This is a genomic window from Sphingomonas sp. Sph1(2015) (assembly GCF_001970915.1).
GTDB lineage: Bacteria > Pseudomonadota > Alphaproteobacteria > Sphingomonadales > Sphingomonadaceae > Sphingomonas > Sphingomonas parapaucimobilis.
This window is the reverse complement of the sequence record NZ_MQUI01000001.1, coordinates 31240-53902: the sequence shown is the minus strand read 5'-3', so window position 1 is coordinate 53902 and position 22663 is coordinate 31240. Positions and strand designations below refer to the sequence as shown.

The window sequence follows — 22663 nt, the reverse complement described above, 5'->3', positions numbered from 1 at the left end:
CGCGACCAACGGTTCGGGGCGGACAGAAAAGGGGCCTGACAGGCAGTGATACAGGCTATCGCCTTCTATATTTTCGCGACCGTGGTGATCGTGTCCGCAGGGCTCACGATCGCGTCGCGCAATCCGGTGCACTCGGTCATGTGGCTGATCCTGGCGTTCTTCAACGCCGCGGGCCTCATGGTGCTGTGCGGGGCCGAGTTCATCGCGATGCTGCTGGTCATCGTGTATGTGGGCGCGGTCGCGGTGCTGTTCCTCTTCGTCGTCATGATGCTCGATATCGAGGTCGCGGCGATGCGGGCGGGTTTCGCGCGCTATCTTCCGCTAGGCCTCGCGCTCGCGGTGGCGCTGCTGGCCGAGGTCATCATCGCGTTCCAGGCTTGGAGCGTCGGCGGCGTGCAGCTGGCGGCCCGCGCGGCCCCGATCGCGCCCGAGGTGTCCAACATCCAGGCGATCGGCAACCTGTTGTACACGCGCTATCTGTTTATCTTCGAGGGGGCAGGGCTCGTCCTGCTCGTCGCGATGATCGGCGCGATCGTGCTCACGCATCGCAAGCGTGGCGGTGTCCGTCCGCAGAACATCGCCAAGCAGAATGCGCGACAGCCGCATGAGGCGATCCGCAACATCAATCAGCCCATCGGGCAGGGGGTGGAACTGTGACGATCGGTCTCGTCCATTATCTGGTCGTCGCGGCGATCCTGTTCACCATGGGGGTGCTGGGTATCTTCCTCAATCGGAAGAACCTGATCGTCATCCTCATGGCGATCGAACTCATTCTGCTCGCCGTGAACCTGAACCTCGTCGCCTTCTCGGCCGCGCTTCAGGATCTGGTGGGTCAGGTCTTCGCCATGTTCGTGCTGACCGTGGCCGCCGGTGAATCGGCGATCGGTCTGGCGATCCTGGTCATCTATTTCCGTGGCCGCGGCACCATCGCGGTCGACGACGTCAACCGGATGAAGGGGTAATCGGGTTGATCCTCGCTATCGTCTTCCTGCCGTTGCTGGCCGCCGCCATTGCGGGGTTCGGCAACAAGGCCATCGGGAACGTGCCCGCCAAGGTCGTCACGACCGGCGCGCTGTTCATTTCCTGTGCCCTCTCATGGCTGATCTTCATCGGCTATCTGTCGGGGCATAACGTCGCGACGGTGACGCCGGTGCTCCACTGGATCACCAGCGGCACCATGTCGGTCGACTGGGCGCTGCGCGTCGACTCGCTGACTGCGATCATGCTGGTGGTTATCACCAGCGTCTCGGCGCTCGTTCACCTGTATAGCTGGGGCTATATGAGCGAGGAGCCGGACCAGCCGCGCTTCTTCGCCTATCTCTGCCTCTTCACCTTCGCGATGCTGATGCTCGTGACGGCGGACAATCTGGTCCAGATGTTCTTCGGCTGGGAAGGCGTGGGTCTCGCGTCCTACCTGCTGATCGGCTTCTGGTTCCGTAAGCCCTCGGCCAATGCGGCCGCGATCAAGGCGTTCGTGGTCAACCGCGTCGGCGATCTCGGCTTCATGCTCGGTATCTTCGGCACCTTCCTGGTGTTCGGCACCGTCTCGATCCCGGCGATCCTGGCGGCGGCCCCCGGCATGGCGGGGTCGACCATTGGCTTCCTCGGATACCGTTTCGACACGATGACCGTGCTCTGCCTGCTGCTGTTCGTCGGTGCGATGGGCAAGTCGGCGCAGCTGGGTCTTCACACCTGGCTGCCGGACGCGATGGAAGGCCCGACCCCGGTGTCGGCGCTGATCCACGCGGCGACCATGGTGACCGCGGGCGTGTTTATGGTGTGTCGCCTGTCGCCGATGTTCGAGACCTCGCCGACCGCTCTGGGCGTGGTGACAGTGGTGGGTGCGTGCACCTGCTTCTTCGCCGCGACGATCGGTACGGTGCAGACCGACATCAAGCGCGTCATCGCCTATTCGACCTGTTCGCAGCTCGGCTATATGTTCTTCGCGGCGGGCGTCGGCGCGTATGGCGCGGCGATGTTCCACCTGTTCACGCACGCCTTCTTCAAGGCGCTGCTGTTCCTCGGTGCGGGCTCGGTCATCCATGCGATGCACCATGAGCAGGACATGCGCTATTATGGCGGCCTGCGTCGCCACATCCCGCTCACCTTCTGGGCGATGATGATGGGTACGCTGGCGATCACCGGCGTCGGGATCCCGGCTCTGTTCGGCAATCCGATGGCGTTCGGTTTCGCGGGCTTCCACTCGAAGGACGCGATCATCGAAGTGGCCTATGCGGGTGGTTCGGGCTTTGCCTTTTGGGCGGGCGTGATCGCCGCGCTGCTGACCAGCTTCTATTCGTGGCGCCTGATGTTCCTGACCTTCTGGGGCAAGCCGCGCTGGACCGGGTCGGAGCATATCCAGCACGCGATCCATGACGCGCATGGCCATGGTCATGACGATCATGCGCACGGCCACGCTCACGATGCGCATCACAATGACGCGCATTCGGAAGATGCCGGTCACGAGCCGCATGTCCATGGCGCAGGTCACGACGATGTGCCGGAAGGCACCGGCGGCTATCATCCGCATGAAAGCCCGCTGGTCATGCTGATCCCGCTGATCGTCCTGTCGATCGGCGCGATCGCGGCGGGCTTCGTCTTCCACGGCTGGTTCATCGAGCCGGAGTCGGGCGAGAGCTATTGGAAGGGCGCGATTGCCTTCAACGAGCACCTCATGCACTCGATGCACGGCGTGCCGGTGTGGGTGAAGCTGTCGGCGACGGTGGTGATGCTGCTCGGTCTGCTGACCGCGTATCTGACCTATATCCGCGCCCCGGAGTTCCCGGCCAAGTTCGCGGACCAGTTCCGCATCCTGTACCGCTTCCTCCTCAACAAATGGTATTTCGACGAGATCTACCATTTCCTCTTCGTGCGCCCCGCCTTCGCGATCGGCCGGTTCCTGTGGCACCGTGGCGACGAGAAGACGATCGACCGCTTCGGCCCCAATGGTGTCGCCTGGATTATCCAGCAGGGCAGCAAGGGTGCGGCGCGCTTCCAGACGGGATACCTCTACAGCTATGCCTTCGTCATGTTGATCGGCCTGACCGCGGCCGTCACCTGGGCCATTTTGGGTTGATCGCGTGATGCAGGGCTTCCCGATCCTCTCCGTCATGCTGGCGGTCCCGGCTGTTGCCGCGATCGCCTGCCTTTTCCTCACCGCCCAGGGGGCACGCCTGCTGGCGCTCGCCGCCACGCTGATCGACTTCGCCTTGGGCATCGTGCTCTGGACGCAGTTCGATGTGGGCGGCGCCCAGTGGCAGTTCGTCGAACATGCCCCCGGCATCTTCGGCCCGTTCGGCTGGTCGCTCGGCATCGACGGCTTCGCGCTGCTGCTGATCATGCTCAGCGTGTTCCTGATGCCGATCTGCATCGGCGCCAGCTGGCGTGCGATCGACAAGCGGGTCCCGGAATATATGGGCCTGTTCCTGTTCACCGAGGTGCTGATGATCGGCACCTTCGCGGCGCAGGACCTGTTCCTCTTCTACGTCTTCTTCGAAGCCGGCCTGATCCCGATGTACCTGATCATCGGTATCTGGGGCGGGGCGAACCGCATCTACGCGTCGTACAAGTTCTTCCTGTACACGCTGCTCGGCTCGCTGCTGATGTTCGTCGCGATGCTGTATATGGCGCGCACGGCGGGCACGACCTCGATCCCGGCGCTGCTGGCGTATGACTTCCCGGCCTCGGTGCAGACCTGGCTGTGGATCGCCTTCTTCGCCTCGTTTGCGGTCAAGATGCCGATGTGGCCGGTCCACACCTGGCTTCCCGACGCGCACGTACAGGCGCCGACGGCGGGTTCGGTCATCCTGGCGGGCGTGCTGCTGAAGCTCGGTGGCTATGGCTTCCTGCGCTTCCTGCTGCCGATGTTCCCGGAGGCGAGCGGACAGCTGACCTGGCTGATCTTCGCGCTCTCGGCGGTGGCGGTGATCTATGCCTCGCTGGTCGCGCTGGTGCAGTCCGACATGAAGAAGCTGATCGCCTATTCGTCGGTCGCGCACATGGCGATCGTGACCATCGGCCTCTATGCCTTTAACCAGCAGGGCATCGAAGGCGCGATGATCATGATGCTCAGCCACGGCCTGGTGTCGGGCGCGCTCTTCCTGTGCGTCGGCGTCATCTATGACCGTCTGCACACCCGCGAGATCGCGCGCTACGGCGGATTGTCGATCAACATGCCGAAATATGCCGTGTTGTTCCTGTTCTTCACCATGGCGTCGATCGGTCTGCCGGGCACCAGCGGCTTTGTCGCCGAGTTCCTGTCGCTGATGGGCACCTATCAGGTATCGACCTGGACGGCGTTGCTCTGCACCACGGGCATCATCCTGGGCGCGGCCTATATGCTCTATCTCTACCGGCGGGTCGCCTATGGCGAGATCAAGTCGGACGAGGTCGCGGCAATGCCCGACCTGTCGAGCCGTGAGCTGTGGCTGCTCGCGCCGATCGCGGCGGTGACGCTGTGGATGGGCGTGTACCCGGAAAGCTTCCTCGCACCGATGCGCAAGGACGTGGCGATCCTGCTCCAGCGGATCGATCGTGCCGACCCGGGTTCGGACAGCCGTCCCACCGCCGGGAACCCTGCGCTGGCCGCAACCCCTGCCCCTGAGCACCAAGCTGCGCACGGGGAGGCGCACTGATGAGCTATTCGTTCAACCTTTTGATGGTTCTGCCCGAGCTGGTGCTGACCCTCGGCGCGATCGCGCTGATGCTCGTCGCCGCCTGGGGCGGGACGAACGCCACGCGTGGCATCTCGATCGCGGCGGTGTTCGTGCTGGCGGGGGCGATGGTCGCACTCGCCGGTCCGTCGACCACCGGCGGGCTCGCCTTTGGTGGCCTGTACCGCGCTGATGCCTTTGCCGGTTTCGCCAAGGTCCTGATCTATCTGGCGACCGCGGTGGCGATCATCATGGCGCCGCGTTTCTTCGCCCGCTCGCCGGGCGAGGATCTGCGGCCCGAATATCCGATCCTGATGCTGCTCTCGGCCGTCGGCATGGGCATGATGGTGTCGGCGGGCGACCTGCTGACGCTCTATGTCGGTCTCGAACTGCAGAGCCTGTCCGCTTATGTGCTGGCCAGCTTCATGCGTCGCGACGGTCGCTCCGCCGAGGCAGGTCTGAAGTATTTCGTCCTCGGCGCGCTGGCCTCGGGCATCCTGCTCTATGGCATCTCGCTGGTCTATGGCTTCTCGGGTTCGACCGACTTCGCCCAGATCGCCTTGGCCTATGGTCGCGATGCGGCCGCGGGCACGCGTTCGCTGGGCCTGATGTTCGGCCTGGTGTTCGTCTTCGCTGGCCTGGCGTTCAAGATGTCGGCGGTGCCGTTCCACATGTGGACCCCGGACGTCTATGAAGGCGCGCCGACCCCGGTGACGGCCTTCTTCGCCTCGGCCCCCAAGGTCGCGGCGATGGCGCTGGCGGTGCGGGTCGCGGTCGAGGCGATGGGCTCGGCCGCGCAGCAGTGGCAGCAGATCGTGACCTTCGCGGCCCTCGCGTCGATCATCCTGGGTGCGGTCGCGGCCATCGGCCAGACCAACATCAAGCGGCTGCTCGCTTACTCGTCGATCAACAATGTCGGCTTTGCCCTGATCGGTCTGGCGGCGGGGACGGCGCAGGGTGTCGCCGCGGTGCTGACCTATCTGACCATCTATGTCATCATGACGCTGGGTGCGTTCCTGATCGTCATCCGCATGCGCGACGAGAACGGCAATCCGCTGGAGTCGATCGCCAGCCTGTCGGGCCTGTCGCGTACGCGTCCGGCGCTGGCCTGGGCGATGGCCTTCTTCATGTTCTCGGTCGCGGGTATCCCGCCGCTGCTCGGCTTCTACGCCAAGTTCGCGGTGTTCAATGCGGCGGTCGCGGCGGGGCTGTTCCCGCTGGCGGTGATCGGTGTCGTCGCTTCGGTGATCGGTGCCTATTATTACCTGCGCATCATCAAGACGATGTTCTTCGATGAACCCGCCGGTGCCTGGGCCAATGCCGAGATGGAGCCGGTGGAGAGCGGGCTGATCGCGCTGTCGGCGCTGTTCGTCTCGCCGGTCGGCTATCTGGCGATCCCGCTGCTGGGCGCCTGGTCGCTGGCGGCCGCACGGGCGCTGTTCTGAGCCGATTGCTGCACGTCCCGGAAACGGGATCGACCAATGCCGATCTTCGCCAGCTTGCCGAGGCGGGTGGCGTAGACGGTCATTGGGACGGCCTCTGGCTCCGCGCCGACCGCCAGAGGGCGGGGCGCGGACGCCAGGGGCGGGAATGGTCCTCGCCCCCCGGAAATTATTACGGATCGACGCTGGTCCGCCTGCGCCCCGGTGATCCGATGGCGGCCACGCTGGCGCTGGTCGCCGCCGTGGCGATCGAGGACGCGGTTCGGGCCTGTCTTCCCGATATCGGCACGCGTCTTGTGCTGAAATGGCCGAACGATCTGTTGATCGACGGCGCCAAATTGTCGGGCATCTTGTTGGAGCGTACGGGTGATGCGGTCGTCATCGGCATGGGGATCAACCTGGCGTCGGCCCCGGACCTATCCGACCGCGCCACGACCGCGCTTGGCGATCATGGCGTCACTGTCTCGCCCCAGACGATGCAGGCGCTGCTCGCCGATGCGATGACCCGTTGGCTCGCGATCTGGAGGGAGCAGGGGCTGTCGGCGATCATCACGCGCTGGGAGGCCCGGGCGCATCCGCGCGGCACCGTGCTGACCGCCAGACTGCCGGACGGGCAGGCGCTGACCGGCGCCTTTGACGGCTTGGCGAGCGACGGCGCTCTCAGGCTCGGCTTGGCGGACGGCTCTTGCCATGTCATCCATGCCGGCGATATTTTCCTGATCTGAAGGACGCCCATGCTGCTTGCGATCGATGCCGGGAACACGAACGTGGTCTTTGCGCTGCTCGAAGGCCGGACGATCAAAGGCCGCTGGCGGATCGCCACCGATCCGCGCCGCACCGGTGACGAATATGCGGTCTGGCTCAGCCAGCTGCTGGCGCTGGAGGGCTATGCGCGTGAGGATGTGACCGGGGTCATCATCGCCACCGTCGTGCCGCGCGCGCTGCACAATCTTCAGGTGCTGGCGCAGAAATATTTCAAGGTCGATCCCTTGATTGCGGGTCGCGCGCCGGTCGAGTGGGGTATCGCGATCGACGTCGACGAACCCGCCTCGCTGGGCGCGGACCGGGCGGTCAACACGATCGCGGCGCATGAACTCTATCCCGGTGACCTGATCACCATCGACTTCGGCACTGCGACGACGTTCGACATCAGCGACTATCAAGGCGCGTATAAGGGTGGGATCATTGCGCCGGGCATCAACCTGTCGCTCGACGCGCTGGTGACTGCCGCCGCCAAGCTGCCGCGCATCGCCATCGAGGCGCCGGAGAGCCGCAGCGTGATCGGCCGCAACACGGTCGACCAGATGCATATCGGCATCTTCTGGGGCTATGTCGCGATGATCGAGGGGCTGGTCGCGCGGTTGAAGGCCGAGGTCGGGCGGCCGGTCAAGGTGCTGGCGACCGGCGGGCTGGCCGCGCTTTTGGCCCCCCATACCGATGTTTTCGATCATATCGAACCCGATCTGACCATTCAGGGGCTGGCGATCCTGTGGGAACGCGCCCATATCAGGTGATGAGTTTCGGACCATGCAGCCCGCGAGATACCGCTGGGCGCGAAGGTCCGCGAAGAAATGACCGCGCCCTGACCGGCGCATCCCTATCGCCCCGAACCCGCTTTCAGCGGGGTGGGCGTCCATTGTCAGGAAGTGAATGACTCCCAAGAAAGAATTGCTGTTCTGCGCGCTCGGTGGATCGGGCGAAATCGGCATGAACGTGAACCTGTACGGCACCGAAGGTAAGTGGGTGATGGTCGATTGCGGCATCACCTTCGCCGATCCGGCCTATCCGGGCATCGATGTGATCCTGCCCGACCTGAGCTTTATCGAGGACCGGCTGGACGATCTGGTCGGCATCGTGCTGACCCATGGTCACGAAGACCATATCGGTGCGCTGCCCTATCTCGCCGAAGACTTGGGCGTGCCAATCTATGCCACCGCCTTCACTGCGGGCCTCGTTCGTGGCAAGCTGGAGGAAGAGGGCAGCGCCAACCGCGTCAAGCTGCGCGTGATGGAGACGGGCAAGACGTTCGAGGTCGGCCCGTTCGACTTCACCTTCGTGCCGCTGTCGCACTCGATCCCCGAGGCCAACGCGCTGCTGATCGAAACGGCTGTGGGCCGGGTCTTCCACACCGGCGACTGGAAGCTCGACCAGACGCCGGTCATCGGCAAGCCCGCCACCCCAGCGCAACTGGCGTCGATCGGCGACATGGGCGTCGACGTGCTGGTCTGCGACTCTACCAACGCCTTCAATACTGAGGCGTCGGGTTCGGAAGCGAGCGTTCGTCCCGGCATCGCCGAGACGGTCGCCAAGGCCAAGGGCCGCGTCGTCGTCACCACCTTCGCCTCCAACGCCGCGCGTCTGGTGACGCTGGGCGAGGTGGCCAAGGAGACGGGGCGCAAGCTGTGCGTCACCGGCCGTTCGCTCGACCGGATCCTGAAGGTCGGCAAGGCCTGTGGGTACTTCAAGGGTTTCCCGGAGACGGTGGATCCCGAGACCGCGATGCGCCTGCCCAAGGACCGCGTCCTGATCGTCGCCACCGGCGGACAGGGCGAACCGCGTGCGGCGCTGTCGCGCATCGCCGAGGGCAGCCATACGATCCGGCTCGACACCGGCGATACCGTGATCTTCTCGGCGCGCCAGATTCCGGGCAACGAGACGGCGGTCGGCCGTATCCAGAACATCCTGGCGGGCAAGGGCGTCCGCATGGTCACCGAGCGTCAGGCGCATGTCCATGTCTCGGGCCACCCCGGTCAGCCTGAACTGGCCCAGATGTACAAGTGGCTGCGCCCCCGCACGCTGATGCCGGTTCATGGCGAGATGCGCCACATGATGGAACATGCCCGCTTCGCGACGACGCAGGGCGTGCCGCAGACCCTGGTCCAGTCGGACGGCGACATGGTCCGCCTGCTGCCCGGCAACGCCACCAAGATCGGCAATGTGCCGGTCGGACGGCTGGTGCTGGACGGCGACGTCATCCTGCCGTCGGACGGCTCGACGATGAACGAGCGGCGCAAGCTGGCGATCAACGGCCAGATCTCGGTCGGCGTTGCGGTCGCCAAGGGGCGGCTGGTCGGCAGCCCGCAGATCCGCGTGCAGGGCGTACCCGTCGAGGATGAACGCGACGCCTTCATCGCCGAGGCGGTGGCGGCTGCGGCCAAGGCGGTGGACGGCCCGCGCCGTGCGACCGACAAGCTGCGCGAAGACATTCGCCTGTCGGTGCGCAAGGTCGCGACGCGGTGGACCGGCAAGAAGCCGATCGTCGACGTCCTGTTGATCGAGGGCTAAGACCATGCACTGGACGTCGGCGCTCGCGATCTACGTCCTGTTCTGGTTCCTCGCCGTGTTCCTGGTCCTGCCCTTCGGGGTCAGGACCACGCATGAGGCGGGGGGCGAGCATATTCCCGGCACGGCCGAGAGCGCGCCGCATGTCTTCCTGATCGGGCGCTTTTTCCTGCGCACGACGATCGTGGCGACGGTGATGTTCGTCCTGTTCTACCTCAACTATGTCTATGGCTGGATCACCGCAGACATGCTCGACTGGAGCGGGGTGAGCCGGGGCGTCTGACATGGCGCGTGCGTCCCGCCTGTTCGACCTGCTGCATCTGCTCCACCGCCAGAGCGGCGTCGTGTCCGGGCGGCATCTGGCCGGGGAACTCGGCATTTCGCTTCGTACATTGTACCGCGATATCGCCACGCTCCAGGCGATGGGCGCGGATGTCGAGGGCGGGGCGGGGGTCGGTTATCGCCTGAAGCCCGGCTTCATGCTGCCGCCGATGAGCTTTCCCGTCGAGGAGGTCGAGGCGTTGGTCCTGGGCGCGCGCTGGGTCGCGGAGCGGGCGGACCCGGGGATGAGGCAGGCGGCGCGCAGTGCCGCGGCGCGGATCATGCGTGCGATGACGGCGGAGCAAGCCGATGCGATGCGCGATACCGCTCTATTCATCGGCTCATGTTCCGAGACTTATGAGGCGGAGGTCGACCCCGCACCGCTGCGGGCCGCAATCCGGGCGGAGCGCCGTCTTTTGCTGGTGTATCGCGATGCCACGGGCGAGACGTCGGAGCGGATGATCTGGCCGATGGCGATCGCGCTGTTCGACCGCGCCGATGTGCTGCTGGGTTGGTGCGAGTTGCGCAGCGCCTATCGCACGTTCCGCATCGATCGGATCGTCACCGCCCGGACCATGCCCGAGCGCTATCCGCGTCGTCGCGCGGTCATGCTCCGCGAATGGCGTGAGGCGGAGGGCATTCCGCAGGAGCGTTTCCTGCTGACGGAAACTGACGCAGGCGTCGGATAGGCGGTGCTCCTCTCGAACGAAGGAGCTTTGCCATGACCTGCCCGACGACCACCATCCTGCTGCACATCGCCGATATGGGCGTCAGCACCGACTTTTATCGCGGGATATTGGGCCGCGATCCCGTCGACGCGGGCGATGCCTTTACCCTGTTCGCCCTCGACTCAGGCACGACGCTGGGTCTGTGGCGGCGCGATGTGATCGAGCCGGTGGCCGACGGGGAGTCGGGCGCCATCGAATTGGGATTCTGGCGGAACCATGACGGCGTGGATGCGTGTCATGCGGACTGGCTGGGCAAGGGCGTGGCGATGCTGATGCCGCCCACGGATCGCCCGTTCGGGCGGAGCTTCGTCGCGCTGGATCCCGATGGGCATCGGTTGCGGGTCTATGCGCTGAACGGGTAAGGGGCGTGGCCTTCGACTTCGCTCAGGCTGAACGGCGGCAGGGGCGAGGTTCGACCGCCACTTTTCCACCCTCCGTTCGCACTGAGCGAAGTCGAAGCGCAAGGGGCGGCCCCAGGTTACCGCAACCGCTCGATCGCCTGGGCCAGTGCGACATAGAGCTTGCCCATATCCGACGACAGCAGCGTGACGCCCAGCGGCGACCCGTCACGCTGCGCCAACACCCCGCGCAGCATCGCCTCGAAGTCATGGATATAGCGGTTCACATGATCGCGGAACTTGGGATCCTCGTCATACAGATCGGCGATGCCGCGCGCCTGATGCGAGTCGAGGATACGCACCGCACGCCGGGTAAAGACGCCGCGATCCCCCTTCAGATAGGCGGCCCAGGCGCTGTCGGTGACTTCGGGGGCATAGATTTTGGTGATGTCGATCGATGCCGAATTCAGCGATTCGACCAGCAGCGAGGCGCGGCGCGCGAAATTGTCGCGATCGGCTTCCTCGCGCTCCGTCCGCGCCTCCTCGATCCGCGATTCGACGATGGTCGTCTTCTCGATGATCAAGTCGGCCTGCCGCGCCAGCCGCTCGGTCGCGCGCGTGGCGGCTTCCACCGCGTTCTGGGTGGCGTCGACGATGGCATGAACCTGCCGCTCGACGGTGTCGCCGGTCGCGCGTCGCATCGCCTCGGCACTGGCGATTTCCAGCGCGCTGGCGGCCTGGGGAATGACATCGGCCAGCGTCTCGCGCGCCTTTTCGGCCGCCGTGGCGGCGGTTTCGCGGACGCGCAGCAAGGCATCGACCAGCTTCGGCGCCGCCTCATCGGCGAATTGGTGCGAGCGTTCGATCGTCTCCTCGACCATCATGCCCAGCGCATCGGCCTTGGCCCGGCCGGTCGACAGGGTCTCGAGCAGCGAGCCCGACAGCGTCTCCAGCGTCTGGCGCTGCTCGGCGATGACGTCGGCGATCGCTTCGATCGCCTCATGCGTGCTTTCGGCTGCGGCAACCAGTGCCAACAATTCGGGCTTCGTCTCGACGACGACCTGATGGCTGGCGTGCATCCGCTGGTCGAGCCGTTCCAGCGCCTCGGGCAGCGTCTCGTCGATCTCGCGCGCGGCGGCATCGAGTGCGATCAGCAGCGTCTCGGTCGTGCCGATGACGCGGTTGGCCATGGTTTCGCCCGCCTCCAGCGCGCCGGTCATCGCATCGGCCGAGCCGCCCAAGGCACTGATCGAGGCGGCGAGCATCTGCGACTTTTCGGTGCCCTGGCTGTGCAGCACCGCGATGCGCGTCTCGACCCGCTCCAATTCGGTGTCGAGCCTGTCGATCATCGTCTCGCCGGCGATCCGCTGCGCCTCCAGTTCGGCGGTCAGGCGGGCTACGGCGCCGTCCACATGGGTCAGGCGCTCGGCGAGCGCGTCGGCGCTGTCACGCGCGGCGCTGTCGAGCGCGGCCTGGTTCGCCGCGACCATCGCCAGCATCTCCTCGCCCTGGGCGGCGATGCCCAGGCGCGACTGGTCCATGGCCTGGGCCGTCCGGTCGAGCAGCACGTCGATCGTGGTGGCCAGCGTGCCCGTGACGGTTTCCAGATGCGCGCCGGCGACGCGACTGGTTTCCTCCATCTGCTCGATATGCGTGGCCAGCCGGAGTGCGGCGCCGCTGGCGATGGTATCCGCATCCTGCCCGCGCCGACCCAGCGCGACGAACTGGGCGTCGAGTTCCATCGCATGGGTATGCGCCGAGCGTGCCGCCTCCGCCATCCGGTCGGACGCCTCGCCGATCTCCTCCGCCGCGCGGGGCAGGGCGTCGAGCAGCTGGGTCATGCTCGACTGGCTGGTCATGGCGATATCGGCGAGCGTGCGGCCATGCGCCTCGACCATCTGGATATCGTCGGTCAGATCACGGGCGATCGTCCTGAAGCGCGTCTCGGCGGCCTGCGCCATTTCGGACAGCGCGATCGCCTGGGCCGACAATTCGAAGCGGTTGGCGGACAGGGCCTGTCCGATCGCGCCGACCGCGCGCTCCAGCGCCGCCGCTTCCTCGCGCATGTCGCGCGCGGTCAGGGCGAAGCGGCGTTGCTCGGCGCGGCTGCTCCGCTGGCCGACCAGCCACAGGACTGCGATCAGCATCGGCCCGGCGATCGCGAGCGTGCCCAGCGGTGCCATCGTCGTGGGCGAGAGCACCGGACTGGCCGAGATGCCCCAGAACAGAATGGCCGCCGCCCACAGGACCGACACCAGGATCGCGGCGATCAGCGGCCAGCGCGCAGGCGAAGGTTCCTCATCTCCGGCCAGCGCGGTGCCTTCGTCCAGCCAGACGCCGAAGGGCGGGGGATCGGCGGCAGGTGCTTCTCCGGCCGGGGGCTGGGCGGCATAGTCCGGCATATCCGCCTCCGCGTTCGGCATGTCCGACCTGTCCTGACGCTCTGCGCGCATGTCGACGATCATCTTGGCCCCCGTGTCACAATGGGCCGGTTTATCACGTTTGCCGATGGCAGAAAGCGAATTGCGCTATTCCGTGCAACCCCGGTTCGGGTTTAAGCGAAGACGATGACCTATGAGCACGGAACGATCGATTCTACCCTGGCGGCGGTGGCGGGTGACGAACCGGCCGTGATCCAGGAGTTGCGCCACGCCTTTGTCGAGGGTGTGACCCGTGCGATGGAAGCCATGCATATGGCCGAGGACGCCGGCGAATGGCGCGAGGCGGCGTTGCGGCTGAAGGGGCTGGCGGCCAGCGTCAATGCCCTGCCATTGATGACCCTGGCGGCCCAGGCCGCGGAACTGGAAAGCCCGGACGTGCAGTTGCTCGACCGGATCGGGGATCAGGTCGCGCGCCTTTGACACTTCGCGGGGTCGGGGCTGGCATGGCGCGCCTCTAGCGCCTAACAGCAGGCGATGCTTTCCGGTCTTCTCTTTGCGATTGACGATGCCGACGACCGCCCCGGTCGGCTGACGGCCACCCTGCCGTTCGCGGGTGTCACCCTGATCGAGTATCAGGCGCGCCTGCTGATCGCCGCGGGTGCCGCGCAGATCATCATCGTCGTTGCGCGCCTGACCCCGGAACTGCTCGGCGCGATCGCCCGAATCGCCCAGCGCGGGGTGGTGGTCGACACGGTGCGCAGCGCGGTGGAGGCGTCGGAGAAACTCCACCCCCTGTCGCGATTGCTCGTGCTGGCCGATGGCCTGATCACCACCGAGGATACGATCGCGCTGGTCCTGCGCGATGCCGGGCATGACGCGCTGATCGTGTTGCCCGAGGCGGGGGCCGAAGCCGGGCTGGAGCGGGTCGGCGGCCAGATGGCTTGGGCGGGCGTCGCGCGGCTCGATCCGCGCCGCGTCGCCGAAGTGGCGGCACTGCCCCGCGATTATGACCTGCAATCGACGCTGTTGCGCCTCGCGGCACAGGCGCGGGCGACGCATATCCTGCTGCCCGCCGATGCGGAAAAGGCCGGGCATGGCATCGTTCACCGCGCCGAGGCGCTGGAGGCGCGCGGGCGGGCGGTCGTCGCGCGGCTGGTGTCGGGGCGGCGGAGCTGGTTCGATCGTTATATCCTGGCACCCATCGCACGCCTCGCGCTGCCGCGGCTGGTCGAGCGCTCGGTCCCCGCGCATGTCGCGGGCGGGGTCGGGGCCGGGCTGGGGCTGCTCGGACTGGTTCTGATCCTGTCCGGCCTTCCGGCTTTTGGCCTGCTGATCGCCATTGCGGGAACGCTGGGGCTGGGCCTTGGCGAGACGCTGGCGGGATTGCGCGACGAACAGGGCGCGGCGCGCGCGGGGGCGGCGGCGATCGCGGCGCTGTCCGGGCTCGCCGTGGCGGCGCTCGGGTGGCAGGATTTCCGTCTGTCGGGCGAGGATATCGCGCCGGTGCTGGCCTTGATGCTGATCATTCTCGGTATCCTGGCGGAGCGGGCCGGGCTGTATCGCTTTCGGCGCCGCTGGTGGGCCAGCCCGCCCGCCTATCTGCTGGTGCTTTTCCCCGCCGCGCTGGTCGGCATCGCGCCCTGGGGCCTCGCGCTGGCGAGTATCTATGCGATCGTCACTTTAACGTCCGCAATCGAGACATTGCGCGCCCAAGTTTAGTGTCGCTTTAACATCAAAGGGGTTAGCGGTGCCCCATGGCGGTCGAACCGGACCCACATCACGCCTCTCCATGGCAAGCCACGCGACTGTCCGACCGCGTCGCGGCGGCGCGCGCGCGCGCGGCGGGACGGCGACGGGGCGCAGTGCTCGACCTGCGGCTGGATGCCGAATCGCGCCTGAGCGATCAGGTCCGGTTCGAGGTGACGGGGCGGTTGCATCATTTGGTCGAGGCGATCGCCCGCGATCTGCTGCAACAGGCCGATCGGCTCATGCCGGAGGGCGCGCAACACCCCCAGCCGGAAGAGGTCTTGCGGCGCCTTTATCGTGCGGATGCGCTGACCGACCCGGCACTGGTCGACGAACTGGTGGCGCAGGTGCGGCAGGGCCTGATCGCCCGTGCGCTGCCCATCGAGAACATGGCCGGTGATGCGCCAAGCTTGCTGGTCCGCCTGACCGAAGCCCCCGACCGGATCGTCGCCGCGGCCGCGCGTGCGGTGCTGCTGGCCGAGGGGCGTGCGCGCGAGGTCGATGAAGCGGCGGGCCTGCCGACCCGACTGCACGAACGACTGGTCTGGACCGTGGCGGCGGCCCTGCGCGATGGCGACGATCCGGCCTGGGACCGGGCACTGGCGCAGGCGGTCGAGCGTGTCCTGGCGGCGCGCGATGACGGTGAACGGTCGGGCCTGCCCGCGATGCGGCTGGCCGGGGCGATCGACGCGCGGCCGGGCGAACTGCCCGACCTGCTGCTCGAAAGCCTGTCCGACCGGCAATTGGGTTTGTTCGTCGCCCTCCTCAGCCATGCGCTGGGCATCGAGCATGACATGGTCCGCGAGATCGTGCTGGAACCCGAAGGCGACCGGCTCTGGCTCGCGCTGCGGTCGCTGGACCAGGATCGGCCGGTGATCGCGCGGATCGGTCTGTCGCTGTGCGAGGCGGACGCGCGGCGCGATGTCGATGGCTTTGCCGAGGCGCTGGACGCGATCATGGCCATTCCCGCCGAAGAGGCCCGCCGGGCCATCGCATCGTTAAACCTGCCCGCGCCGTTTCGAGAGGCGATCGAGCGGCTGGAAGGCTCCGATCGCCGATGAGCTCGATGGATAGCCCCGGCGAGTCGATGGTCGCACGTGCCATTCTGGATGCGAGCGATCACATCCTGTCGGCCGATCCGCCCATCGAGCTGCTCCATATGCGCGCGGGCGGCAGCGTCAGCGACTGCCTGGCAGTGGCACCCATCGCCCGGGTCGCCCGGCTGGCGCGACGGCTGGGCATCACGGTGTCGCGGCAGGTGATGGTCGCCGATGACGAGGGCGATCTCGATCTGTGGGTGCAGGCTCGTCCCGAAACCGGGCAGATCCGCCTGAGCGTCAGCGGCTGGCGTGATCGGGACGCGTGGAAGCCGGGCGCGCTGCCACCCGATCATGCGGCGATGGGGGCGGACTTCCGCTGGGAAACCGACGCGGCGCTTCGTCTGACCTTCGTGTCGCCACGCGCCGGGATGCGCCATGGCTTCGATGCGCAGGCGATGCTGGGGCGGCCATTGGCGGCGCTCTTCGCGTTCGACTCGGGCACGGCGCTGCTGGACGAAGGCGCGCCGCTCGACGGGCGGGGTGCCCGGTTGCGGCCGACCGATGCGCCGGTGCGGTTGTCGGCGGCGATCCGTCATGATGCGATGGGGGGCATCGCCGGGCTGGTCGGCGCGACCTATCTGATCGATGAGCCGGGGGAGGGCACGGATGACGCCTTGCTGCATCCCGGCGCGTTGCCGTTGACCGAGACCTTTACGGCCGGACTCGACCGCGCCCTGCGCACGCCGCTGGCGCGGATCGTCGCCAATGCGGACAGTATCGCGGCGCGCAGCGACGGGCCGATTGCCGCCGAATATGCCGAATATGCCAATGACATCGCGCATGCCGGGCGGCATCTGATCGGGCTGGTCGACAATCTGGTCGAATTGCAGGCGATCGAGCAGCCCGACTTCCGGCTGGCGGCCATGCCGATCGATCTGGCGGATGTCGCCCGCCGCGCTTCCGGCTTGCTGGGCGTACGCGCCGATGCCGCCAGCGTGACGATCGGTCGTCCTGCAGCGGACGAGGCGATGCCCGCCATTGGCGATTTCGGCCGGTGTCTCCAGATCCTGCTCAACCTGATCGGCAATGCGATCCGTTACACCCCGCGCGGCGGCGAGGTGGTCGTCACCGCCGAGCGCGACGGGGACTGGGCGGTGGTCAGCGTCGTCGATCATGGCAAGGGCATCGCGCCAGAGGACCAGACCCGCATTTTCGAAAAGTTCGAGCGGGTCGACCCCGGCGAGCCCGGTGGTAACGGCCTGGGTCTCTATATCGCGCGCCGTCTGGCACGGGCGATGGGCGGGGATTTGTCGGTGGAAAGCGTGCCGGGCGAGGGGGCGACCTTCCACCTTCGCCTTCGGGCGCGCTGAATATTGGTGATGGCCCCCCCTTTGGGGCGGGGCTGAAGTCGTTTTCGACAGATCCTGTTCGACCAGCAAAAAGGGCTCCCGAAGGAGCCCTTTCCACTGCCGTCCTGGTGGACCGCTCAGCGCCGCCGGGGCATCCGCCGAGCGACCAGGATCAGCGCCAGTCCCGCAACTGCGACAAAGGCGCCGCGATCCGCCCATTCGCTCCGGCCGAGCATGAAGCTCTGTTCGGGCCAATGGATATAGCCCAGGCCCTGACCGATCCATAATCCCCCCGTCAGCGCCAGCATGACGCCGATGGCGATCAGGATCGGCCGGACCCGGTTCATGGCTTAGCGCTTCTCGACCGGAACGTACGAACGCTGCGTCGGGCCGGTGTACAGCTGACGCGGGCGGCCGATCTTCTGGTCGGGATCGGTGATCATCTCGTTCCACTGCGCGACCCAGCCGACGGTGCGGGCGAGCGCGAACAGCACGGTGAACATCTCGGTCGGGAAGCCGATCGCCGACAGGATGACGCCCGAATAGAAGTCGACGTTCGGGAACAGCTTCTTCTCGACGAAATATTCGTCGTTCAGCGCGATCTCTTCAAGGCGCAGCGCCGTCTCGAACAGCGGATCATTGACCTTCAGCGCGTCGAACACTTCGCGCACGGTCTTCTGCATCACGGTCGCGCGCGGGTCGTAGTTCTTGTAGACGCGGTGACCGAAGCCCATCAGGCGGAACGGATCGTTCTTGTCCTTGGCGCGCGCGATGAACTCGGGGATGCGATCGGGCGTGCCGATCTCGCGGAGCATGTTGAGCGCGGCTTCGTTCGCGCCGCCATGCGCCGGACCCCAGAGGCAGGCGATGCCCGCCGCGATGCAGGCGAACGGATTGGCGCCCGACGAACCGGCCAGACGGACGGTCGAGGTCGACGCGTTCTGCTCGTGATCGGCGTGCAGGATGAAGATGCGGTCCATCGCCTTTTCGACGGCCGGGTTCACCTCATACGGCTCGGCCGGAACGCCGAAGGTCATGCGCAGGAAGTTGCCGGTGTAGGACAGCGAGTTGTCCGGATACAGGAAGGGCTGGCCCACGCTGTACTTGTACGCCATCGCCGCGATCGTCGGGATCTTGGCGATCAGGCGGTGCGACGCGATGGTGCGCTGCACCGGGTCATGGATGTCGGTCGAATCGTGATAAAAGGCCGACAGCGCGCCGACGACGCCGCACATGATCGCCATCGGGTGCGCATCGCGGCGGAAACCACGGAAGAATGCCGCCAGCTGCTCATGCACCATGGTGTGGCGCGTGATGGTCGTGGTGAACTCGGACAGCTCGCCGTGGTTGGGCAGCTCGCCGTTCAGCAGGAGGTACGCGACCTCCATGAAGCTGCTATTCTCGGCCAGTTCGCCGATCGGATAGCCGCGGTGCAGCAGAACGCCTTCGTCACCGTCGATATAGGTCAGCTCCGACCGGCACGACGCGGTCGAGGTGAAGCCGGGATCATAGGTGAAGGCACCCGTCTGCGCATAGAGCTTGCGGATGTCGACCACGTCCGGGCCGATCGAGCCGGACATGACCGGATAGTCAAAGCCCTTGCCGCCGATGTCGAATTTCGCGGTGTCGCTCATACTCAGTGATCCTTCCTATCTGCGGTCATCTGGTCCGCAATCCGCCCCAGGCTTTCCTCGCGGCCCAGCAAAACGAGCACGTCGAAGATTCCCGGAGACGTCTTGCGTCCGGTCAAGGCAGCGCGGAGCGGCTGGGCGACCTGACCGAGCTTCACGCCCTCGGCTTCGGCCACTTTGCGTACCGCGTCTTCCAAAAGCTCCGTATCCCAGTTGTGCACCGCGTCAAGCGCGGTGTGAACGGAAAAGAGAATGCCCCGTGCCTTTTCGTCGAGCAAGCCGGTGGCGGCGTCGTCCAGGCTCAACGGACGGGTCGCGAAAAGGAAGCGCGCGCCGTCGGCCAATTCGTTCAAATTGGCGGCGCGCGGCTTCAGCGCGGGCATGGCGGCGGTCAGCAGCGCGACGTCTTCGACACCCATCCGCTTGGCGGTCAGCTCGGCCAGACGTGCATCATCGGCTTCGCGAATATAATGGCCGTTGAGATTTTCGAGCTTCTTCAGGTCGAAACGCGATGGCGCCTTGCCGACGGCGGCGAGGTCGAACCACTTCACCGCCTCGTCCCGCGCGATGATCTCGGCATCGCCGTGACCCCAGCCCAGGCGGAGCAGGTAATTGTCGAGCGCTTCGGGCAGGATGCCCATCTCGTCGCGATACGCCTCGATCCCGACCGCGCCGTGCCGCTTCGACAGCTTCGCGCCGTCCGATCCATGGATCAGCGGGATATGCGCATAGATCGGCTCGGCCCAGCCCATCGCCTTGTAGATGGGCAGCTGGCGAAAGGCGTTGTTCAGGTGATCATCGCCGCGGATGACATGGGTCACGCCCATGTCATGGTCGTCGACCACCACGGCCAGCATATAGGTCGGCGTGCCGTCCGAACGCAGCAGGACCAAGTCGTCCAACTCGGCATTCTGCACGGTGACGCTGCCCTGGACCCGATCCTCGATCGTGACCGCCCCGTCGCGCGGGGCGCGCAGGCGGACGACGAAGGGCTGGCCCTCCGGCGCGGTGGCGGGATCGGCGTCGCGCCAGGGCGAACGGATGCGCAGCGGCTGCTTGGCGGCCTGTGCCGCTTCGCGCTGGGCGGCGATCTCTTCCTGCGTCATGTAGCAGCGATAGGCATGGCCCTTGGCCATCATCTCGCGGGCGACCTCGGCATGGCGGTCGGCGCGGGCGAACTGGAACACGGCGTCGCCGTCCCAGTCCAGGCCCAGCCAGCGCATGCCGTCCAGGATCGCGTCGATCGCGGGCTGGGTCGAGCGGGCGCGATCGGTATCCTCGATCCGCAGCAGGAACTTGCCGCCATTCGCCCGCGCGAACAGCCAGTTGAACAGCGCGGTGCGCGCGCCGCCGATGTGAAGGAATCCGGTCGGCGAGGGCGCGAAACGGGTCACGACTCCGCTCATGGTCGATCCGGTGGCGATATCATGTGTTGCGCTCAACCGCGCATACTCCCAGCATAAGATTCGATGGCCCAGTCAGCCGCCGCAGCCCCTAGCATCAAGCGTCCGCGCCGCCAAATGCCGCGCCTTCGCGTGGTGGAGCAATGGGCCGAGGCCGAGCGGAACCAGATTCCGTTATGGACGCCGGTGATGCTGGGGGCCGGGATTGCGGCGTGGTTCGTGCTGCCCGATCCGCGAGCCTGGGCGGCAGTGGTGCTGGCGGCCGGGGGCGTCGGACTGGCGGCGGTGACCCTGTCCGATGGCGGGCGGGTGATGCGCGCCATTGGTGTGGCGGCGATGCTGGTCATGGCGGGAATGCTGCTGGCCTGGGCACGCGCCGAGTCCGTTCGTGCGCCTGTCCTCGCGCGGCCGGTGATGGCGGATATGGTCGCCGAGGTGGAGGCGGCCGAACCTTTGGCGGCGCGGCAGATCGTCCGGCTGATGCTGCGGCCTGTACAGGCGCAGGATGGGCGCGGGCGGCGTCTAAGGCTGCCGCCGCGGCTTCGAATATCGTTGCCGCAGGAGGACGCGCCGGTCGGATTGGGGCAGGGCGCACAAGTCCGGTTGCGGGCGCGGCTGATGCCCCCCGCCGGGCCGGTCGCGCCCGGAGGCTATGATTTCGCGCGCGCGGCTTGGTTTCAGGGGATCGGCGCCACGGGACGCGGTTTTGCGCCGGTGCGGATGCTGCGTTTGGCCGATCAAGGCCCCGGTTTGCGCCAGCGCCTGTCGCAGCGGATCACGGCGCAGGTTCCGGGCAGCGCGGGCGGGATCGCGGCGGCGCTGGCGACGGGCGATGTCGGCGCGATCGCGCAGGACGATGCGGAGGCGATGCGGCGCGCGGGGCTGGCGCATCTGCTGTCGGTCAGCGGCCTTCACATCACGGCGGTCGTCGGGATCGTGATGGTGCTGACGATCAGATTGCTGGCGCTCTGGCCATGGCTGGCGTTGCGGGTCCGACTGCCGCTGATCGGCGCGGCGGCGGGGGCGGTTGCCGCCGTCGGATATACGTGGCTGACCGGATCGGAGGTTCCGACGATACGGTCCTGTGTCGCGGCGATGCTGGTCCTTGCCGCCCTGGCCATGGGGCGGGAGGCGATGACGTTGCGCCTCGTTGCGGCGGGGGCGCTGATCGTGCTGATCTTCCGGCCCGAGGCGTTGGTGGGTGCCAGTTTCCAACTGTCCTTCGCGGCGATCACCGCCATTGTCGCGCTGCACGAGCATTCCGCGATCCGCCGCGGGCTGGGGCCGCATCCCGATTGGCGCTGGGCGGCCCTGCGACATCTGGGCGCGTTGCTGCTGACCGGATTGGTGGTCGAGGCGGCGCTGATGCCGATCGCCATCCATCATTTCCACAAGGCGGGGCTTTACGGCGCGCTGGCCAATATCGTCGCCATTCCCTGGACGACCTTCATCGCCATGCCGCTGGAGATGGTCGCCTTGTTGCTGGAGCCCATGGGGTTGGGTGGTCCTGTCTGGTGGTTGCTGGGACAGGCCCTGGGTCTGTTGCTGAAGCTGGCTCATGCCGTGTCCGCCATCCCGGGATCGGTGGTCGCCTTGCCCGTGGCGTCGGGATGGGCGTTCGGGCTGGCGGTCGTGGGGGGACTATGGATCGCTCTTTGGCGGACCCGGTGGCGATGGCTCGGGACGCCCGCATTGATGGCCGGGCTATCGGTCATGCTCGCCGCCCCTGCGCCCGACCTCATCGTGACCGGTGACGGGCGCCATGCCGGGATCGCGATGGGGCAGGGCATGGCGCTGCTGCGTGACCGGGCGGGGGATTATATGCGGACCACCCTGTCCGAACTGAGCGGCACCGATGCCCAGCCGATGGCGCTGGCCGATCAACCGGCGGCGCGTTGCGGGCGGGATATGTGCGTGACCGTTCTGGAGCAGGGCGGACGGCGCTGGCGGATCGCCGCGACGCGCAGTGGCTATCCGGTGCCATGGACAGAACTGGTCGCGCTTTGTGGCCAGATGGACATCATCATCGCCGACCGTCGCCTGCCCGATGCGTGCCGGCCGCGCTGGTTGAAACTGGACAGCACTGTCTTCAAGCGGACTGGCGGGATATCCATCCGGCTCGATCCCCCCATGGTGGGGGTGGTGCGCCAACCCGGCGATCGACATCCATGGTCGATCGCCGGACAAGGCGGAGGGCTATAGGCCTCTTCGTCAACCAGGTGCGATGTACTGGACAGCGTTCAAACCGTCTTCGCGGGCGGAGGCGTTCGCTGTCCGGAACCGGATAAGGGCGCCCGACGCCGACCGGCCCCATTTGCCATGGCCGAGCGGTCCGGCAGGGTTTTCCGCT

20 protein-coding genes are annotated in these 22663 nt (G+C 66.8%); 16 read left to right on the top strand and 4 right to left on the bottom strand.

The window, feature by feature from the left end; genetic code table 11:
* The first annotated feature begins 45 nt into the window (after nt 1-45).
* The 11 genes from BSZ14_RS00255 to BSZ14_RS00205 all read left to right on the top strand — a co-directional run bounded on the left by BSZ14_RS00255 (nt 46) and on the right by BSZ14_RS00205 (nt 10787).
* The gene (locus BSZ14_RS00255; RefSeq protein ID WP_007404217.1) at nt 46-657 is read left to right on the top strand and encodes an NADH-quinone oxidoreductase subunit J; all 612 of its coding nucleotides are present in this window, start codon (nt 46-48) and stop codon (nt 655-657) included.
* On the top strand, nt 654-962 hold the full coding sequence (gene nuoK / locus BSZ14_RS00250; protein WP_007404079.1) for an NADH-quinone oxidoreductase subunit NuoK: 309 nt from the start codon (nt 654-656) through the stop codon (nt 960-962). The genes BSZ14_RS00255 and nuoK overlap by 4 nt, the downstream gene beginning before the upstream one ends.
* Complete coding sequence (gene nuoL / locus BSZ14_RS00245; protein ID WP_089413543.1) at nt 962-3076, top strand: NADH-quinone oxidoreductase subunit L; 2115 nt, start codon at nt 962-964, stop codon at nt 3074-3076. Before nuoK ends, nuoL begins: the two co-directional genes overlap by 1 nt.
* Nucleotides 3077-3083: 7 nt before the next feature.
* On the top strand, nt 3084-4634 hold the full coding sequence (locus tag BSZ14_RS00240) for an NADH-quinone oxidoreductase subunit M (RefSeq protein ID WP_076709130.1): 1551 nt from the start codon (nt 3084-3086) through the stop codon (nt 4632-4634).
* On the top strand, nt 4634-6097 hold the full coding sequence (gene nuoN / locus BSZ14_RS00235; protein WP_076709128.1) for an NADH-quinone oxidoreductase subunit NuoN: 1464 nt from the start codon (nt 4634-4636) through the stop codon (nt 6095-6097). Before BSZ14_RS00240 ends, nuoN begins: the two co-directional genes overlap by 1 nt.
* A 5-nt stretch (nt 6098-6102) precedes the next feature.
* Nucleotides 6103-6819 (top strand): biotin--[acetyl-CoA-carboxylase] ligase, encoded by a 717-nt coding sequence (locus BSZ14_RS00230; protein ID WP_076709125.1) that lies wholly within the window; start codon nt 6103-6105, stop codon nt 6817-6819.
* 9 nt (nt 6820-6828) lie between these two features.
* Nucleotides 6829-7608: a type III pantothenate kinase gene (locus BSZ14_RS00225; RefSeq protein ID WP_042483169.1), complete on the top strand. Its 780-nt coding sequence runs from the start codon at nt 6829-6831 to the stop codon at nt 7606-7608.
* A gap of 136 nt (nt 7609-7744) precedes the next feature.
* A complete protein-coding gene (locus BSZ14_RS00220) occupies nt 7745-9379 on the top strand; it encodes a ribonuclease J (protein ID WP_076709122.1) in 1635 nt (544 codons plus the stop codon).
* A 4-nt stretch (nt 9380-9383) separates the two neighbouring features.
* Nucleotides 9384-9659 carry a DUF1467 family protein gene (locus BSZ14_RS00215; protein WP_042483165.1) on the top strand — a complete coding sequence of 92 codons (276 nt, stop codon included), beginning with the start codon at nt 9384-9386 and terminating at the stop codon, nt 9657-9659.
* Between the two features lies 1 nt (nt 9660).
* Complete coding sequence (locus BSZ14_RS00210) at nt 9661-10386, top strand: helix-turn-helix transcriptional regulator (protein ID WP_076709120.1); 726 nt, start codon at nt 9661-9663, stop codon at nt 10384-10386.
* Nucleotides 10387-10418: 32 nt separating this feature from the next.
* A complete protein-coding gene (locus BSZ14_RS00205) occupies nt 10419-10787 on the top strand; it encodes a VOC family protein (RefSeq protein WP_076709117.1) in 369 nt (122 codons plus the stop codon).
* Nucleotides 10788-10903: 116 nt separating this feature from the next.
* Here BSZ14_RS00205 and BSZ14_RS00200 read toward each other — a convergent pair whose 3' ends face one another.
* Complete coding sequence (locus BSZ14_RS00200) at nt 10904-13228, bottom strand: hypothetical protein (protein ID WP_241823571.1); 2325 nt, start codon at nt 13226-13228, stop codon at nt 10904-10906.
* Between the two features lie 102 nt (nt 13229-13330).
* Between BSZ14_RS00200 and BSZ14_RS00195 the strand changes: the two genes are divergently transcribed.
* Genes BSZ14_RS00195 through BSZ14_RS00180 form a run of 4 tightly spaced genes read left to right on the top strand, consistent with a single transcriptional unit; the run spans nt 13331 to nt 17300 of the window.
* Nucleotides 13331-13624 (top strand): Hpt domain-containing protein, encoded by a 294-nt coding sequence (locus tag BSZ14_RS00195; protein WP_076709115.1) that lies wholly within the window; start codon nt 13331-13333, stop codon nt 13622-13624.
* A 54-nt stretch (nt 13625-13678) separates the two neighbouring features.
* Nucleotides 13679-14863, top strand: coding sequence for a hypothetical protein (locus BSZ14_RS00190; RefSeq protein ID WP_076709112.1), 1185 nt, complete (start codon nt 13679-13681; stop codon nt 14861-14863).
* 35 nt (nt 14864-14898) lie between these two features.
* Nucleotides 14899-15951, top strand: coding sequence for a hypothetical protein (locus BSZ14_RS00185; RefSeq protein WP_076709110.1), 1053 nt, complete (start codon nt 14899-14901; stop codon nt 15949-15951).
* Nucleotides 15948-17300, top strand: a complete 1353-nt coding sequence (locus BSZ14_RS00180) for a sensor histidine kinase (protein ID WP_338012059.1) — start codon at nt 15948-15950, stop codon at nt 17298-17300. Before BSZ14_RS00185 ends, BSZ14_RS00180 begins: the two co-directional genes overlap by 4 nt.
* Nucleotides 17301-17416: 116 nt before the next feature.
* On the opposite strand, the gene BSZ14_RS00175 is transcribed toward BSZ14_RS00180, so the two are convergent.
* From BSZ14_RS00175 to gltX, 3 genes are read right to left on the bottom strand one after another with little or no spacing between them, the layout of a single operon-like run.
* Nucleotides 17417-17626: a hypothetical protein gene (locus BSZ14_RS00175; protein ID WP_042483146.1), complete on the bottom strand. Its 210-nt coding sequence runs from the start codon at nt 17624-17626 to the stop codon at nt 17417-17419.
* Nucleotides 17627-17629: 3 nt separating this feature from the next.
* Nucleotides 17630-18913 (bottom strand): citrate synthase, encoded by a 1284-nt coding sequence (locus tag BSZ14_RS00170; protein ID WP_076709107.1) that lies wholly within the window; start codon nt 18911-18913, stop codon nt 17630-17632.
* 2 nt (nt 18914-18915) lie between these two features.
* Nucleotides 18916-20316: a glutamate--tRNA ligase gene (gltX, locus tag BSZ14_RS00165; protein ID WP_076709104.1), complete on the bottom strand. Its 1401-nt coding sequence runs from the start codon at nt 20314-20316 to the stop codon at nt 18916-18918.
* A 114-nt stretch (nt 20317-20430) separates the two neighbouring features.
* Here gltX and BSZ14_RS00160 point away from each other — a divergent pair, with 114 nt between their 5' ends.
* Nucleotides 20431-22515, top strand: a complete 2085-nt coding sequence (locus tag BSZ14_RS00160; RefSeq protein ID WP_198930418.1) for a ComEC/Rec2 family competence protein — start codon at nt 20431-20433, stop codon at nt 22513-22515.
* The last annotated feature ends 148 nt before the right edge of the window (nt 22516-22663 follow it).

Coding starts and splice junctions, on each gene's coding strand:
- BSZ14_RS00170 (WP_076709107.1), bottom strand. CDS start 18,913: ATGAGCGACACCGCGAAATTCGACATCGGCGGCAAGGGCTTTGACTAT.
- BSZ14_RS00240 (WP_076709130.1), top strand. CDS start 3,084: ATGCAGGGCTTCCCGATCCTCTCCGTCATGCTGGCGGTCCCGGCTGTT.
- BSZ14_RS00160 (WP_198930418.1), top strand. CDS start 20,431: ATGCCGCGCCTTCGCGTGGTGGAGCAATGGGCCGAGGCCGAGCGGAAC.
- gltX (WP_076709104.1), bottom strand. CDS start 20,316: ATGAGCGGAGTCGTGACCCGTTTCGCGCCCTCGCCGACCGGATTCCTT.
- BSZ14_RS00210 (WP_076709120.1), top strand. CDS start 9,661: ATGGCGCGTGCGTCCCGCCTGTTCGACCTGCTGCATCTGCTCCACCGC.
- BSZ14_RS00195 (WP_076709115.1), top strand. CDS start 13,331: ATGACCTATGAGCACGGAACGATCGATTCTACCCTGGCGGCGGTGGCG.
- BSZ14_RS00220 (WP_076709122.1), top strand. CDS start 7,745: ATGACTCCCAAGAAAGAATTGCTGTTCTGCGCGCTCGGTGGATCGGGC.
- nuoN (WP_076709128.1), top strand. CDS start 4,634: ATGAGCTATTCGTTCAACCTTTTGATGGTTCTGCCCGAGCTGGTGCTG.
- BSZ14_RS00185 (WP_076709110.1), top strand. CDS start 14,899: ATGGCGGTCGAACCGGACCCACATCACGCCTCTCCATGGCAAGCCACG.
- BSZ14_RS00180 (WP_338012059.1), top strand. CDS start 15,948: ATGAGCTCGATGGATAGCCCCGGCGAGTCGATGGTCGCACGTGCCATT.
- BSZ14_RS00215 (WP_042483165.1), top strand. CDS start 9,384: ATGCACTGGACGTCGGCGCTCGCGATCTACGTCCTGTTCTGGTTCCTC.
- BSZ14_RS00190 (WP_076709112.1), top strand. CDS start 13,679: ATGCTTTCCGGTCTTCTCTTTGCGATTGACGATGCCGACGACCGCCCC.
- BSZ14_RS00205 (WP_076709117.1), top strand. CDS start 10,419: ATGACCTGCCCGACGACCACCATCCTGCTGCACATCGCCGATATGGGC.
- BSZ14_RS00175 (WP_042483146.1), bottom strand. CDS start 17,626: ATGAACCGGGTCCGGCCGATCCTGATCGCCATCGGCGTCATGCTGGCG.
- BSZ14_RS00200 (WP_241823571.1), bottom strand. CDS start 13,228: ATGATCGTCGACATGCGCGCAGAGCGTCAGGACAGGTCGGACATGCCG.
- BSZ14_RS00225 (WP_042483169.1), top strand. CDS start 6,829: ATGCTGCTTGCGATCGATGCCGGGAACACGAACGTGGTCTTTGCGCTG.